13 protein-coding genes are annotated in these 16,638 nt (G+C 44.1%); 8 read left to right on the top strand and 5 right to left on the bottom strand.

From position 1 onward, the window contains the following. Window positions 1–649 precede the first annotated feature (649 nt). The 6 genes from NSQ91_RS08650 to NSQ91_RS08625 all read left to right on the top strand — a co-directional run bounded on the left by NSQ91_RS08650 (window position 650) and on the right by NSQ91_RS08625 (window position 9,003). On the top strand, window positions 650–1,696 hold the full coding sequence (locus tag NSQ91_RS08650) for a LacI family DNA-binding transcriptional regulator (RefSeq protein ID WP_076195090.1): 1,047 nt from the start codon (window positions 650–652) through the stop codon (window positions 1,694–1,696). A 222-nt stretch (window positions 1,697–1,918) separates the two neighbouring features. Further along, window positions 1,919–2,575, top strand: a complete 657-nt coding sequence (gene pgmB, locus NSQ91_RS08645; protein WP_076279393.1) for a beta-phosphoglucomutase — start codon at window positions 1,919–1,921, stop codon at window positions 2,573–2,575. 319 nt (window positions 2,576–2,894) lie between these two features. Further along, window positions 2,895–5,213: a glycoside hydrolase family 65 protein gene (locus NSQ91_RS08640; protein ID WP_076303875.1), complete on the top strand. Its 2,319-nt coding sequence runs from the start codon at window positions 2,895–2,897 to the stop codon at window positions 5,211–5,213. Between the two features lie 88 nt (window positions 5,214–5,301). Further along, window positions 5,302–6,984: a glycoside hydrolase family 13 protein gene (locus NSQ91_RS08635; protein WP_076303874.1), complete on the top strand. Its 1,683-nt coding sequence runs from the start codon at window positions 5,302–5,304 to the stop codon at window positions 6,982–6,984. A 145-nt stretch (window positions 6,985–7,129) separates the two neighbouring features. Then, window positions 7,130–7,993 carry an AraC family transcriptional regulator gene (locus tag NSQ91_RS08630; RefSeq protein ID WP_179088144.1) on the top strand — a complete coding sequence of 288 codons (864 nt, stop codon included), beginning with the start codon at window positions 7,130–7,132 and terminating at the stop codon, window positions 7,991–7,993. 158 nt (window positions 7,994–8,151) lie between these two features. Then, window positions 8,152–9,003: a DegV family protein gene (locus tag NSQ91_RS08625; RefSeq protein WP_076126458.1), complete on the top strand. Its 852-nt coding sequence runs from the start codon at window positions 8,152–8,154 to the stop codon at window positions 9,001–9,003. A gap of 64 nt (window positions 9,004–9,067) precedes the next feature. Here the strand turns inward: NSQ91_RS08625 and NSQ91_RS08620 are convergent, their stop codons facing one another. The 5 genes from NSQ91_RS08620 to NSQ91_RS08600 all read right to left on the bottom strand — a co-directional run bounded on the left by NSQ91_RS08620 (window position 9,068) and on the right by NSQ91_RS08600 (window position 14,289). After that, window positions 9,068–10,705, bottom strand: coding sequence for a PAS domain-containing protein (locus NSQ91_RS08620; protein ID WP_076303872.1), 1,638 nt, complete (start codon window positions 10,703–10,705; stop codon window positions 9,068–9,070). Between the two features lie 209 nt (window positions 10,706–10,914). Then, window positions 10,915–11,616 (bottom strand): ABC transporter permease, encoded by a 702-nt coding sequence (locus tag NSQ91_RS08615; RefSeq protein WP_256716475.1) that lies wholly within the window; start codon window positions 11,614–11,616, stop codon window positions 10,915–10,917. Further along, complete coding sequence (locus NSQ91_RS08610) at window positions 11,600–12,520, bottom strand: ABC transporter ATP-binding protein (RefSeq protein ID WP_076126453.1); 921 nt, start codon at window positions 12,518–12,520, stop codon at window positions 11,600–11,602. Before NSQ91_RS08610 ends, NSQ91_RS08615 begins: the two co-directional genes overlap by 17 nt. A gap of 117 nt (window positions 12,521–12,637) precedes the next feature. Continuing rightward, on the bottom strand, window positions 12,638–13,573 hold the full coding sequence (locus NSQ91_RS08605) for a sensor histidine kinase (RefSeq protein WP_076301345.1): 936 nt from the start codon (window positions 13,571–13,573) through the stop codon (window positions 12,638–12,640). Continuing rightward, window positions 13,573–14,289: a response regulator transcription factor gene (locus NSQ91_RS08600; RefSeq protein ID WP_036684414.1), complete on the bottom strand. Its 717-nt coding sequence runs from the start codon at window positions 14,287–14,289 to the stop codon at window positions 13,573–13,575. The genes NSQ91_RS08605 and NSQ91_RS08600 overlap by 1 nt, the downstream gene beginning before the upstream one ends. A gap of 158 nt (window positions 14,290–14,447) precedes the next feature. On the opposite strand from NSQ91_RS08600, the gene NSQ91_RS08595 reads away from it, so the two are divergent. Beyond that, complete coding sequence (locus tag NSQ91_RS08595) at window positions 14,448–15,419, top strand: phosphodiester glycosidase family protein (protein ID WP_076303870.1); 972 nt, start codon at window positions 14,448–14,450, stop codon at window positions 15,417–15,419. Further along, window positions 15,416–16,429 carry a bifunctional glycosyltransferase family 2/GtrA family protein gene (locus NSQ91_RS08590; RefSeq protein WP_076301347.1) on the top strand — a complete coding sequence of 338 codons (1,014 nt, stop codon included), beginning with the start codon at window positions 15,416–15,418 and terminating at the stop codon, window positions 16,427–16,429. The genes NSQ91_RS08595 and NSQ91_RS08590 overlap by 4 nt, the downstream gene beginning before the upstream one ends. The last annotated feature ends 209 nt before the right edge of the window (window positions 16,430–16,638 follow it).

Below are 16,638 nucleotides of genomic sequence, written 5' to 3'. Positions count from 1 at the left end.
AAGCGGATACATGATTTCACAAACCCCTCCAATTTATGAGATTATAAATCATGCATATTCCTTCTGAAGGTGAAGAAGGTCTATATGTAGGGCTCGTCAAGCCAAATCAACGCTGTCACCATCCTTTTATCAAAGTAAAAGCTTGATACATCATGTCAAAATTAGTGCAATCGTTTGCAAAAAGCTATGCACAAACACTAGTCCATAAAACCCGATCGTTAGTGCAACTGATTACAGCCTAAAAATACCCAATGAAAACGCTTGCTGTATTTTGATTTACATACTAATGCCGAATTTACGGTATTGTCAACCAGTATTTTCTAAAATAAAAGCTCAATTTAAAGCCGCAATAAAAACGAAACTTGTTCTTCCCTTCCTTTCAGCTAAGTTCTTGCATCCTTTAAGCCATACGTTTGCATTCAGCGAATGCTCTTTTCACAAAATTCAGACCGCATTTATACATTTTAAGATCAAAATTCCCGAATCATTCATACTTTTTTGGTGAAAAGCAACAATATTACATTGAAATTTCTTGTGTTCCTTCCAAAAGTAGCAATTTCCTCCTTTTGAATGACTTTATCTATTTACAATTTAGAACTCTTAGATTAATATTACTGTGTAAAGCAAACGGTTCCATAAGGAGGTTTCAATGACAGTTACCATTAAGGATGTGGCCAAGAAAGCGGGAGTATCTCCCTCCACGGTATCCCGGGTATTGTCCAACCATCCCAGAATCAGCCTGGAAACTTCCCGCAAAGTTAAAGCTATTATGGAGGATATGGGCTATACCCCTAACATGATGGCTAAGAGCTTGGTGTCGAAAACTACTAACAGCATCTGCTTCAGTCTTCCTAAACCTGCTGAAGAGCTGTTCTCTAATCTATTTTTTATGGAATTAATTCGCGGGATCGTTACACAAGCCAGCCGTTCCGGTTATGATGTGCTGATAAGCTCCGGAGCGAACGAGAAAGAAGAACTGGAAGCCGTTTCACGACTTCTGAAGGGTCGCCGTGTTGACGGCGTTATTCTGCTTTACTCTCGTACGGATGATGCCGTTATTGATTTTCTAGAGAGCAACGATTATCCATTCGTGCTTGTTGGCCGGAGTGATAAATATGAGAATATTTTATCAGTCGATAATGATAATGTGATGGCAGCATACGATGCTACGAACCACCTCATTTCCATGGGGCATAAACGTATTGGCTTCGTAAGTGGACCACCTAATCTAATCGTTTCTCGTGACCGTCTCGCCGGATATCGTAAAGCATTGCAGAATAGCGGTTTAGAAATGCGGGATGAATGGATTGTAGAGGGTGAATTTCTACAGGATAGCGGCTATAGAGCGATGTCCTTTTTCATGAATTTGCCGAATCGACCCACTGCGCTGGTAGCGGTGGATGACATGGTATCGTTCGGAATTTTGCGCGGGTTGAATGAACTGAAATACAAGGTTCCAGACGATCTCGCCATTGTAAGCTTTAACAATATTCCATTATCTGAATTATCTAGTCCTCCGATCAGCAGTATTGATATAGGAATTTATCATCTTGGCTACACCGCATCACAAGTACTTATCCAAAATATCAAGAGTCCGGATAACGGTTCAGGTCATACCAACCGATTTGTCATTCCCCATCGTCTGATCGTGAGAGAGTCATCCATGCACTCTCAGGCAAAGCATAAAACCGAATGAATAAGTGAAGCGTTTAATCGCTTCATTTATTTTTTGAAAATCTGTACAAACGTTTGCGCTAAATCATACAATACTTAATGATCCAGTTCTTTATGGGTGATTTCTAGGATCTTAGGTTAGGATAAACTTACACATCTTAATCAAAGTTTAAACGGTTTAATAAGATTCTAATACGGCATCCGCTGGATCACGACGCTGTCAAAACTTTTAGGAGGTACTACAATGTCGGAAATTAAAGCCTGCTTGTTCGACTTGGACGGAGTAATCGTCGATACAGCCAAATACCATTATATCGCTTGGAAAGAGCTTGCAGATGGACTGGGGTTTCTTTTCACAGAACAAGATAACGAACGCCTTAAGGGAGTCAGCAGAACGGCTTCACTAAATATTTTGCTGGAAATCGGTGGACTAACGATTGCTGAAGAAGAGAAAGCTAAGCTTGCGGAACAGAAAAATAATCGTTATGTCGAATATATTGCGAAAATGGACAGTTCTGAGATTCTGCCAGGTGCGCTTGATTTCCTAAAAGAGTGCCGTACGAATGGCATCAAAGTCGCTCTCGGTTCTGCCAGTAAAAACGCTATGACGATCTTGAATAATACCGGATTAACCCCTTACTTTGATGCAATCATCGATGGAACTCATACTAGTGCTGCTAAACCAGATCCGGAAGTGTTCCTGTTAGGAGCCAAAGCACTGGATGCCGCACCTGAACATTGTGTAGTCTTCGAAGATGCAGAAGCGGGAATTGAGGCCGCTACCCGGGCCGGTATGTTCAGTGTTGGCATTGGTTCGCCGGAAACCCTCAGTGCCGCGAATATTGTGGTTCCATCGCTCGCTCATATGAGTGTGTCCATGCTCAAAGAATCTTTTGCATAAATATAGTGAACATAATGAACTCAAATAGTACTGATTTGAGTTGTTATGGACATTCCTACCTGAGATTAAATGAACTAATAATTAATCGTTAACTTTCTGGTGATGAAGTGACGGAGAGGAATTTTGGAACTGTAGAAGCATAGCGTTCGCCTTTATAATCAGATTTCATCCGCAAAATGTGGTTTAAATATAGAAATCTGATTATAACAGCGATCGAAAGTCCAAAGATTCATCGCAGTCACTTTTATATCACCGGAAGTTTAACAAAAGATTTGTTCATTTTATATATCCCCCTAACATATTTAAAGGAGCGGTTATCGTGAAACAATATTTAACAATTGATGAATGGTCCATTATTGAGGAATCCTTTGATCCACAGACGCAAGAAATTTCTGAAAGCGTATTTAGTCTTGGTAACGGATTTATGGGTGGCCGGGCCAATTTCGAAGAGCAATATAGCGGCAACAGCCTGCAAGGCAGCTACATGGCGGGCGTCTACTACCCTGACAAAACACGTGTTGGCTGGTGGAAAAACGGCTATCCTGAATATTTTGCCAAAGTACTTAACAGCACGAACTGGATCGGTATTAACATTGATATCGAGGGTATCCCCCTTGATCTGGCAAAGTGCACCGTTTCCGAATTCCGCCGTGTACTTAATATGAAAGAAGGAACGCTCTCCCGTAGCTTCACTGCCACTCTCGAAGATGGTAAGGAAGTTAAAGTAGAAAGTATCCGGTTCGTAAGCATGACTCGTCAAGAAATCGGCGCGATTCGCTATTCCATCATTCCTGTCAATTTCTCAGGCAAGATTACGATTACTCCTTATCTTGATGGTGATGTGAAGAACAAGGATTCCAACTATGACGAGAAATTCTGGAATGAAGTTGAGAAACAAGCAGGACCTGATCATGGACATCTCACTCTAAAGACTAAGAAACTCGACTTCCATGTCACCTCTGCTATGTCTTTTGATATCCTTGTCAATGGTGAGAAGGTAACTGCCGAAGCAGAAGCGATCGAACAAGAGAAATATGTAGCCAGCAAACTGGACGTAACCGCACAAGCAGGCAATCAAATCGTCATTTATAAATATGTAGCCAATGTTACTTCTCGGAATCACGGTCTGGGACAATTGGTCGACGCCGCCCAAACTGCTCTGCAAGCTGCTAAGGAAGCCGGATTTGTAACTCTTTTGACCGAACAAATTGAAGCTTGGAGAGAAAAATGGAAAGAAAGCGACATCATCATTGAAGGTGACGTTTCGGCTCAGCAAGCGATTCGCTTTAATATTTTCCAACTCAATCAAACCTATAATGGTGAAGATGACCGCCTGAACATTGGCCCGAAAGGCTTTACCGGTGAAAAATACGGCGGCAGCACTTACTGGGATACAGAGGCGTATTGCGTTCCCTTCTATCTCAGTACGGCGGACTCCTCCATTGCCCGCAATTTGTTGATCTACCGTTACAAGCACTTAGAGAAAGCTAAAGAAAATGCCCGTAAGCTTGGATTCAAAAAAGGTGCGCTATACCCAATGGTTACGATGAACGGTGAAGAATGCCACAACGAGTGGGAAATTACATTTGAAGAAATTCACCGGAATGGTGCCATTGCCTACGCTATTTACAACTATGTGAACTACACCGGAGACAAAGCCTATCTGGGACAATATGGCCTTGAGGTTCTCGTGGAAATCTCCCGCTTCTGGGAAGAACGTGTTCACTATGCATCACGCAAAGACAAATACGTAATGCTCGGCGTAACGGGCCCGAATGAATATGAGAATAACGTTAATAATAACTGGTATACGAACCGTATGGCTTCGTGGACTATGGAATATACCATGGAAGCACTGGCATACTTGCAAGAAAATGAGCCTACTCGTTATGCTGAGCTAGTTGACAAACTAGGGCTGCAAGAGAGCGAAACTACAAAATGGAAAGACATCATTGCTAAGATGTATTATCCTGCGGATGAAGAGCTGGGTATCTTCTTACAACAAGATGGCTTCCTGGACAAAGAGATCATTCAAGTCAAAGATCTGGAACGTGAGCATCTGCCACTCAACCAAAAATGGTCATGGGACCGTATCCTGCGTTCTTGCTTCATTAAACAAGCAGACGTTCTGCAGGGATTATATTTCCTGGGTGACCGTTACGATCTCGATACCAAAAAACGTAACTTCGACTTTTATGAACCGATCACTGTTCATGAGTCCTCCCTTTCCCCTTGTATCCACTCCATTCTAGCCAGTGAGCTGGGATATAAGGATAAGGCCTATGAAATGTACTTGCGTACTTCAAGACTGGATCTTGATAACTATAACAATGATACAGAAGACGGCTTGCACAGCACTAGCATGGCTGGTACTTGGATGTCAATCGTACATGGTTTCGGCGGACTCCGCGTGCATGACGGCAGACTGACACTGAGCCCATCTAACCCAGGTCACTGGACCGCTTACTCTTTTAAAATCATGTTCCGCGGCTCCCGTCTGAAAGTAAGTGTTACGGATGCACAAGTTACTGTTACGAATGAAACTGATATCCCTGCTTCTATTACTATCTACGACAAAGAATATACCGTAAACGGACTAAGCAGCATCACTGCTGATAGCAATTCCGTTACAGTATAAAACTTACACCCAAGAGACCCTTGAAGCTTAATGCTTTTGGGGTCTCTTTATTTTTTAGGAAGATAACTTATATAAGGAGTGATTTTGAATGAACAGAACCTTTTGGAAAGAAGCCGTTGTCTACCAAATCTATCCCCGCAGCTTTCAAGATAGCAATGGTGACGGGATTGGAGATCTGCAAGGAATCATTTCACGTCTGGATTATTTGCAAAAGCTAGGTGTCGACGTAGTTTGGCTGTCACCTGTATATAAATCACCAAATGACGATAACGGTTATGACATCAGCGATTATCAAGATATTATGGATGAGTTCGGCACATTGCAGGATTGGGAAGAATTACTGACTGGATTGCACGCCCGTGGCATAAAACTGATGATGGACCTTGTAATCAATCATTCCTCAGATGAGCATCCTTGGTTCGTAGAATCCCGTTCTTCAAAAGATAATCCATATCGCGATTACTACATTTGGCGTCCGGGTGGACCAGATGGTGAGCGCCCCAACAATTGGAGTTCTGTATTCAGCGGCCCGGCTTGGGAACTGGATGAAACCACTGGTGAATACTATCTGCATCTGTTTTCGCGCAAGCAACCGGATCTCAACTGGGAGAATCCGCAGCTGCGTGAGGAGTTATACAAGATGATCACCTTCTGGCTCGACAAGGGTGTGGATGGTCTACGAATGGATGTAATCAATATGATTTCCAAAGTGGAAGGTCTCCCTTCCTCTCATAGAGACGGCCTTGCTCCCGGGGAACTTGCTTGGGGTGGCGAATATTATATGAATGGACCACGTGTTCATGAGTTTTTACATGAAATGAATGACAAAGTGTTATCCAACTATAACATTATGACTGTCGGCGAAACCCCTGGCGCTACAGTTGAAGATGCCATCCTTTACACGGACGAGGAACGCAAAGAGCTGCAAATGGTATTCCAGTTCGAGCATATGGATGTGGACTCGGGTCCTGACGGCAAATGGGACGTAGCCCCGTGGACGTTGTCGAAGCTGCGCGATATTCTTCATAAATGGCAAGTGGGTCTGGCGGATAAGGGTTGGAATAGTCTTTATCTTAACAATCATGACCAGCCACGTATGGTCTCAAGATTCGGGGATGACGGTAAGTATCGTGTGATCTCTGCCAAAATGCTCGCTACCTTACTGCACACGCTGAAAGGAACGCCCTATATTTATCAAGGCGAAGAAATCGGGATGACTAATGTAAAGTTCACAGCCATTGAACATTATAAAGACATTGAAATTTTCAATATGTATCGCGAAAAGGTTACCGAAGGCGGCGCTGATCCTAACAGCGTGCTAAACGCTATTCATATCAAAGGCCGTGATAATGCGCGCACTCCGATGCAATGGGATGATTCTGCGAATGCCGGCTTTACTGAAGGGGAGCCGTGGCTCAAAGTTAATCCGAACTACAAGGAAATTAACGTGGAGCAGGCCCTGGCGGATTCGGATTCCATCTTCTATTATTACCAAAGGCTGCTTGCTTTGCGCAAAAAAAATCCGATCATGGCTTATGGCGAATACAAGCTACTTTTGCCAGAGCATGAGGATATTTATGCCTATACGCGTACTCTGGATGACGAGAAGTGGCTGGTGCTGCTCAATTTCAATGAGGTTCCACAGACTGTTGATCTTTCCGCAGAGCTAAGTAAGGCTACGGAACTTATTATTGGAAATTACCCTGATGATGCACCCACACGGGAATTATTACGACCTTATGAAGCAAGAGTGTATCGATTGAAAGACTAACTTTGTCTATCTTCCTGAGTTATACTATTTAGGATGATTTTTTATGAGATTATCCTTCTGCCTGCTACCTGTCATTAGAGAGCACGGAATAACAGGATTTTGCAAATGCAGCCTGATAGTATGAACTTAAAGGGAGATGACGGACTTGGAATGGCTTATCCGCATGAAAGAAGCTTTAGATTATATGGAGAGCAAGATGGAGGAATCTGTGACCATTGAAGAAATCGCCAAGGTTGCTTACTCCTCCCCCTTTCATTTCCAGCGCATGTTCAATATGCTTACCGGAGTATCTATCAAAGACTATATCCGTAAGCGCAGATTAACTCTGGCTGCACAGGAGCTTGCTATTTCTAAAGTTAAAGTGCTGGATGTTGCACTGAAATACGGATATGACTCGCCCGAGTCGTTTGCCAAAGCATTCCGCAAGGCACATGGAATTACTCCTTCTGCTGCGCGGGAGTCAGGGGTACAGCTCAAGGCTTTCCCTAGACTCTCCTTCCATCTATCACTGAAGGGAGATAAAGAAATGGACTACAGAATTGAGAAAAGAGACGCTTTTAATGTTATCGGACTAGTAGAGGAAATGACAACGAAGGATGGGGAGAATCTGCGCCGCATCCCTCAGTTGTGGATAGAGGCTAATGAAAATGGTACGTCAGATAAGCTGATTGAGCTCGGTGAAGATAAGGATTTATTAGGCATCTGCTCTGACATGAACCATGATAAAGAAACCTTCTCCTATTGGATCGCTGTCGAAGCTACTCCAGAGACTGATGCACAGGGCTTTGCTTCTACAACAATCCCAGCTGCAAGTTGGGCTGTGTTCACCTCAGTAGGGCCGATGCCTGATGCGATCCAGCAGGTATGGGCACGCATTTTCCAGGAGTGGTTCCCTTCCACAGGCTACGAGCACACAGGCGGACCTGAGTTTGAGCTATATCTTCCAGGGAGACCAGACGTAGAGGACTATCGTTGTGAGATATGGATCCCTGTTACGAAAAAAGAATAGAACTAAAAAGACTATCGAAATCCCGATAGTCTTTTTTCTTGTGATTGCCTACTATTTCATTTTGAGAATTGGCATAGTCTTGGTATAATAAATAGATTATGTAGTTCTATAATGATTATTGATTATTGTCATCCGAATTATCGGTGAAGGAGAATTTCATGTCTACTGTAAAAATATTTTCAGACAGCACTTCCGATTTACCTCAAAACTGGAAGGATACTTATGACATCGGCATCGTTCCTCTTTATGTTGTATTTGAAGAAGGTACCTACAAAGATGGTGAAGATATTACACCCGAGGAAGTGTATCGCCGTGTAGCCGCTAGTGGAGTATTGCCGAAAACGGCAGCACCTTCGCCAGCAGATTTCATTGCTGCATTTCAACCCGTGATTAGCAGCGGACAAGATATTGTATATATCAGTCTCTCCTCCTCACTATCCTCTACATATCAGAATGCACTTTTGGCTGCCGGGGAATTTCCTGAGGGACGCGTACAGGTTATAGATTCACAAACCTTGTGCGGAGGCATTGCCCTCCTTGTTATGAAGGCTGTCAGAGCTGCTGAAAAGGGCCACTCTGCCGTAGAGATTGCAGCCATGCTGGAGCACAGCCGCAGCCTTGTGGAAACTGAATTCGTTGTGGATACGCTAGATTACTTATATATGGGTGGACGCTGTTCAGGCATGCAGAACTTCATCGGTAGTCTGCTCAAAATCCGTCCTGTTCTTAGACTGGTAGATGGAAGCATCATACCTACCAGCAAAATCCGTGGCAAAAAAGAAAAAGCTGTTGAACAAATGCTCCAGAACGCTTTGGTTCATGTCGATCGAATGGATAATGAGTTGCTCATCGTGGTCCATACCTTGGCGGAAGAAGATGCGCTCTATCTGGAGGCAGCACTACGAGAGAAAACTCAAGTTAATGAAATAGCAATCCTCCATGCGGGTTGTGTAATTGGCAGCCATTGTGGGCCGCATACTGTAGGTCTCATGTATATGCTTCAGGACTAATAACACACAAATCTCCGGCCATTGCCTCTTAAGCAAATGGACCGGAGATTTGTGTGTAACCCCCCTAGTTTGAAGTTACTTCCAGCTCTATATCTTCTGCTCTGCAAGGCAACATAAAACGAAACGTAGAACCTTGATTCTCTTCACTTTCTACAAAGATCGTCCCATCCATCAGCTCCACAAGCTGCTTGCAAATAGCCAGTCCCAATCCTGTACCTCCATATTTACGGTTTATGGACGGATGCAGCTGTGAGAAAGATTGAAACAATAGATTGAGTTTGTTACCGGCAATTCCTACACCTGTATCCCGCACTGAAAATTCCAACAAAAATTCTTGTTCATCAGATAGTGGAATGTTCTTCACCGATAGGGTCACGCTCCCACGTTCCGTGAATTTCAGCGCATTGCCTACCAGATTCACGACAATCTGCCGCAAGCGGATCGGATCAGCAATGATTATGGTTGGAACGCTAGTATCCATCCACCAACGTAATGCCAGCTTCTTCTCTTCCGCTTTCGGTGCAAATAAATCAATGACGTCTGAGATCATCTCGCGGAGATCAAACTTCTCGGATTGCAGTGACATTTTACCTGCTTCCATTTTGCTGAAATCAAGAATATCATTCAAGATCTGTAATAACGTATAACTACTGCTGCGTAAAATCTCGGCATAACCTCGCTGCTCTTCTCCAAGTTCAGTATCCAACAATAGATCAGCCATTCCGATCATCCCGTTCATCGGCGTCCGAATTTCATGGCTCATCATCATTAAGAAATCAGATTTGGCTTGCGCTGCCTGCTCTGCTGATTCTTTCGCACGAATGATTTCTCGCTCATTCGTAATATCACTGAAGGCAATAACCGCACCTGCGATCAGCCCTTCATCAATAAGAGGTGCTACCCGATAATTAACAAAAAAACTGGTGCCATCCTTACGCCAGAAGATCTCATCATCTTTCTTGCGGATGACTCCATCCTCTATCGTAAGACTAATCTGGCAATCAGGTGTCGAATAACGCGAACCATCACCTTGGATATGATGGATATAATCCATAAGCTTCAGACCCATCAATTCTGTTGGTTGGTAGCCTAACATATCCGCTGCCTCACGGTTAATAAATAGAGCACGCCCCGTTGTATCTAGCACAAAGATTCCCGCGGAGACGGAATTCAGAATGAGGCTCGATTGTTGATCCTTCACAGCTACTATTGAGCTATCTTTGGAGCTTATCTCCACTTCGCCCGTGATAGGTAATTCAGTATCTAAGGTGTCCGCTAATTCATCTAGCCAGTCTTGTAACAGTTCCGCATGTAAAAGAGCGCTTCCGTTAGCCACTTGGGTAATCGCGAATACCCCGGCGATCCCTTCTTCCGTTCTGATGGGTAAAAGTTTAACGCCTACGCAACCCGAGCCTTTTTTGGGATTCTCTAAATCTTGTAGCTCAAAGCTTGAGGAGTTCCCCTGCAGAGCAGCCTCAAAACTAGCAATATTGCCAAGATTTTTTCTCTTTGCTGATATCGGACTTGTATTTTGCAACTTCGCTTCTGCGCTCAAGCCTAGATGAAAAGTTCGGTTGGTTCCTACGCAGCGACCTTGTCTATCCAGAACGAATATCAAATCAGGATGTTGGTCATATAACGATTTATAAGCGCTCTCTTCCGAAAGCAACCGTCTCAGAATGGACGTCCAGTCTTTATCCACAGTTCACATCCCCTCAGGCTCTCTCATCCATTATCATTACCCCTAAACGAGCAATGTTCATCTAAAATTTAAAATATATTTCATATCTATTATATCAAAATTACGGAAATCAGTCGTAGATAAACGTCAAATCCCCCCTTTATAACCCCAATCACGATGCTTTTTCATCGTTACAAAAGGGTTATAAAAGGGGGTGAATTCCGAATCTATTAGGCTATATCTTTATGTTCAATGTTGCGAATAGCCATATAGGCAATACCTGCTCCTAGCAATCCAAGTGAGATCGACACCGCCGCTAAATTACCTAAGCGAGCTTGATCAAATCCCCCAGAAATTAAGGAGGTAACTAACACAGCTGAGACGATGGTGGCAGGGACCGATTTTTTCTTCATTCCAAAGTACAATGGGATTAGAGCAATACCCGCTGCGTAAAAAGCGTTTGCGCCTAACTTAATCAGCTCTGAAGTGATTACATGAAGGGTCAGTTCACCCGGAATAAGCCCTACAAAGGAATTGAATCCTATTAGGATAGCGCCGACTACAATGTCTGCCACGATTATGGCAACAAATGTGAAGGCGAACACTATCAATATTTTCGCAGTCATCAGCTTTTTACGTGAGATAGGATACATGAAGAGAAGAGTAATGGTGTTGTTCTTATACTCATCAATCACCAACTTGCTAATAATAACCGAAGCGAAAATAATATAAGCAGCCTTTACAAAAACGAACACGCCCTCAAACAACTCTTTATAAGAAGCAAATGACGGTTCGCTCTCATTTTGATCAACGAATAAAACCATAATCATAAACGCAAGAATCGCAAGATTGACGATTACTGCACCTGTAAGAAGCGTTTTTAGCTTATTCTTCCGAATCTCCAAAGATATTAATTTAAGCAATGCCTTCACCCCCAATCAATTGCAGAAAATGATCTTCCAGCGTATGTTGTTTTTTGCTGATACTTTCAATTTCCACATCTGCTAGCACTAACGCCTTATTCAGATCACGTTGTGAGATTCCACCGTCATATATTCTAACTGTAATATGGTCCAGCACTTTGAAATTATTAAGCCCAAGCTTATGCTCCAACACATACACTGCTTTATTAATCTCATTCGTAACCACTTCGATATATTCAGTATTTTGGCCACGAATGGAATCCATCGCCACTTCTTCTACCAGAGCACCCTGCCGGATCACACCGATCGTATCAGCAATCTGCTCTATTTCCCCCAGAATATGACTAGATACAAGTAACGTCATTCCATATTCACGGCTAAGCATCCGGAACACTTCACGCATCTCCTTGATTCCCACAGGATCTAGCCCATTAATCGGCTCATCCAAAATGAGCAGCTCAGGTTTCGTCATGAAGGCTCTGGCAATACCCAGACGTTGCTTCATCCCAAGTGAAAATTGCTTCACCGGCTTTTTATCGACACCTGTGAGCTTTACCAGCTCCAGCGCTTCACCAATCGCTTGCGGATCATAATAGCCCATGTACTCTCCGTGCAAAATCAGATTTTCTTTGGCTGTCAATTTATCATAAAACACTGGATATTCAATGATGCAGCCCATCCGCTTCAGCATTTCGTAAGAATGCTCAGTCATTTTTTCATTAAAAAATTCAATTTCTCCACTCGTAGGTTTAACGAGGTTCGTGACCATTTTCATCACGGTAGTTTTGCCAGCACCATTCGGTCCAAGAAACCCGTAAATTTCACCTTGCTTAATATTCATATTCACATTGCTGACGACTTCTTTACCTTGATAGGTTTTCGTTAAATTTCTTGTCCGAAGTATTGTAGTCAATTCCGCGCTCCCCTTTGTTTTCGTCTCGTCTTCCTTAGTTCTTATTGTACACAGCAGAATTTTCTTTTTTATTACTCGTTTCTTACGAAAATCTTAAGCTGCGCACAATTCTATTCCTTAGAAGCGTAATCTGCGAAAAGTAAGGGTAAACACCGTTCTCACATACGGCTGACTAACCAATGTAATCGTTCCATTCATTTGCTCCGTTAATCTTTTGGTGATCGTCAGACCTAGACCGCTGCCTTGATAAGCCCGATTTCTTGAGTCTTCCAGCGTATACAGACGCTCAAATACTTTATCCTGGTGTACTTCACTGATGCCTTTTCCCCGGTCCCACACCTCTATGTATACTTTGTTCTCATCACTATAGAGCCTTAATCCTAATACGCTCCCAGCATCGCCATAAGAAATTGCGTTCGACAACAGATTGGACAATATTCGATCAAGAGCCTCTTCATTTCCCATGAAGTAAACAGCCTCATCCGGAATCTCAATCTCCACCTCACTGCCCTTAGCGCTGAGGATATCATAGAAAGAAAGGATGTTGCGTCTGCATACTTCACCTGCCTCAACTCGTGAAAGCGCAATTTCCCGATCCCCAGATTCCAGCTTGGACAAATCAAAAAACTTGTTCATCAGCTGGATCACTTCATGGGCTTTTTGATGAATCATCTTCATCATTCGTTCCCGTTCCCCGGCCGGCAAATGCTCATCCTGTTGAATGGTCTCAATATAACCAAGCACAACCGTTAGCGGAGTCTTAAGATCATGAGAAATATTAGACAGCATATTACGCATGGATTTCTCCAGCCTTACGCGCTCAATGCTTCCTTTATGATTGATATCCAGCAGCCGGTTCAGGTCAATCAGCACGCTCTGCAGCTCCAAATTACCGCTGAACAGCAGCAATCTTTCATGTGAGCCTTCCTCCATAATGCTGCTTAACTTGTCATGCATATATCGCAAATCATTAGAAGCTTTACGCGAATTCTGATATTGCCACACAATGACGGCGAGTAAGAGCACAATGACAACACCTAGCACCGCAATCATTATAGCTGTTCTCCCAGCTTATACCCGATGCCCCATAACGTCTTAATGTATTCGGGATGGGAGGGATCGTCTTCTATTTTTTCACGCAATCTTCTCATATGTACATTAATGACGTTCTCATCCCCGAAATAATCATCCTCCCATACGCTCGCATAAATCTGCGCTTTGGTAAATACTCGGCCCGGATGCGTCACAAACAGCTTAAGAATATGAAATTCCTTCGACGTTAGCTTTACTTCTTCCCCGTTCTTCAACGCAGAGAAGTTATCTAAATCTACAGTCAATCGGCCAATGGAGATCATTTGCTTCACCGGAGCTTGATCTTCCACTTGGATACTGGGAGATGCATAACCTGCACGACGGATCGCTGCCTTCACCCTAGCCGCTAGCTCAATCATAGAAAAGGGCTTCGTAATATAATCATCCGCCCCAAAGCCTAACCCAAGCGCTTTATCTACATCACTGTCTTTGGCGGACATGATCAACACTGGAACCAGACTCCCCGCACGGATAGTCTGAAGAATGTCAGTCCCGCTACGCTTCGGCAGCATAAGGTCTAACAGTACAAGATCAAATGGACCACCGGTCCGAAATGTTCTCTCCGCTACTTCACCGTCAAATACAGCTTCAATCTCATAACCTTCTTTTACCAAATAAGACCTGACCATTTCACTGATTGCTTCGTCGTCCTCAATCAGCAGCACACGCTGTGGCATGTCCAAACCTCCCCGTAGTCGAAAACCTCTTCGTTAAATTATACCAATTTCCCGGAGCTCTTACTATTTCGGTTTTTATTTCAGCTTTTATTTCAGTTTCATTAAAGGTAGCCCAGGTATTATGGCCTTAACAACTTACAAAATGAGGTGATGCTTCAATGTTGAACAAGAGAAGTAAGCAAGCCTGGAGCTTCAAACGAAAGCTGCTGATCGTGATGATCATTGTCCTCCTGCTTCTCGGCACAGTGATATATAGTCTGGCAGATCGTTACTTAATCGAACATGTCGAAGTCGTAGTTGCGGATGATGCAGCTACAACTAGCAGCTCAGGAGCTACAGCCGTTACAACTGCCGAAGTTAACGCAACCTCTGACGACTGGAATTACTCCAGCGATGATATTCAGATCCAGATCGACCAAGTGCAGACCGGTTCCGGTTCAGACCAGATCACTTATTTTGTCGCTGATATCGTCCTCAAGGAAGCGAGCAGTCTGCGCACTGCTTTTGCCGACAACAGCTTTGGAACAAACATCACTGAGGATACCTCGGACATTGCTTCCGCGAACCATGCGATTTTTGCCATCAATGGTGATTACTATGGCTTCCGCAATGACGGAGTGATAATCCGTAACGGCACGGTGTATCGTGATGATCCTGTGCGGGATGCAATGGCGCTGTTCGATGATGGGACAATGCAAACCTATAACGAGGAAGAGATTTCTTCCTCTGAACTGCTGGCGCAAGGGACCACCGATACCCTTTCCTTTGGTCCGATTCTGATTCAGGACGGGGAGATTGCCAGTGATTTCAGCAATGTCAAAATCGATACCAACTTCGGCAACCATTCCATCCAGAACGCGAATCCCCGCACCGCAGTTGGTATGATCGCACCAAACCATTATGTGTTTGTCGTAGTTGACGGGCGCAATGAAGGGTACAGCCGTGGGATGACCCTTACTGAGCTAGCTGATGTAATGTCCGACCTTGGCGCCACAGAAGCCTACAATCTGGACGGCGGTGGTTCATCCACTATGTACTTCATGGGACGGGTCGTAAATAATCCGCAGGGCAAAAACAAGGAGCGGGGCGTCAGCGACATTCTTTATATCAAGGAGGGTGCAACATCATGACTATACTGATCCCAGCCTATGAGCCCGATGAACGACTGCTCGATTTGATTTTACAGCTGTATAATTTCCAGCTTGAACCTATTGTTCTTGTGGATGACGGCAGCGGCCCGCACTACCGTGGAATCTTCGATATGGCCGAAGCATTCGGCTGCACTGTCCTAACCCATGAAGTCAACCTCGGAAAAGGACGTGCTCTGAAGACAGGGTTCCAGTATATTCAGGAGGCCGGTCTGCCGGATTATGTAGTCTGCGCGGATAGCGACGGCCAACATCTGCCTTATGATATTAACCGGATCGTTGAATCTCTGCGGAACCAGACTACTCCGGGAATCGTACTCGGCAGCCGCCGGTTCACCGGAACCATTCCTCTGCGCAGCCGCTTCGGCAACTCTGTAACCCGGACGGTCTTTTCCTTAACTACAGGTACTAAGATTTATGATACACAAACTGGGCTGCGCGGCTACCCCCTATCAATGCTTGATTGGCTATGCCAGATTCCCGGCGAACGGTTTGAATATGAAATGAACATGCTGCTGACTGCCCATAAAGAGGGGTACACCATTACGGAAGAGTACATCGATACCGTCTATCTGGACGATAATAAATCATCCCATTTCCGGCCTCTGATGGACTCCTTCCGGATTTATCTGCCGATACTGATGTTCAGCACTTCTTCGCTGCTGTCAGCCCTGCTCGACTTCACACTCTTATTCCTGTTTCAAAGGCTCAGCCATAACCTATTCCTGTCCGTCGCGGCCGCGAGATTGTGCAGCTCTGTCTTCAACTATTCTATGAACCGAAAATATGTCTTCACGGGCGGCAAACGCTCCAAGATTCAGGCATCGCTTCCCAAATATTTTGCGCTGGTGATCCTCGTATTGTTGTTCAACTATGGGCTACTCTATTTCTATAATGAAAAGCTGATTATTCCGCTTGTCGCCGCCAAGCTACTGACCGAGGCTTCAATCTTCCTATTCAGCTATTGGGCGCAACGGAGGTTTGTGTACTGAGGGTTTGGGAACTATGGGGAAGGTTACGTTCTCTGAACTGCTTATGCTCGTGTGGTGAGCAATCGGGAATTTGTGGAGTACTAATTGGACACTTGTGGAGTACTAATCGGATACTTGTGGAGTACTAATCGGATACTTGTGGAGTACTATGGGTACCTATGGAATACTTTTCGAACACATATGGAGCTTCTATCGGGTACCTATTGGGC

The sequence above is a fragment of the Paenibacillus sp. FSL R7-0048 genome, assembly GCF_038004505.1.
GTDB classification, from domain to species: domain Bacteria; phylum Bacillota; class Bacilli; order Paenibacillales; family Paenibacillaceae; genus Paenibacillus_AQ; species Paenibacillus_AQ odorifer.
The sequence above is the reverse complement of the archived record's forward strand: the minus strand, read 5'-3'. Positions and strand labels throughout refer to the sequence as shown.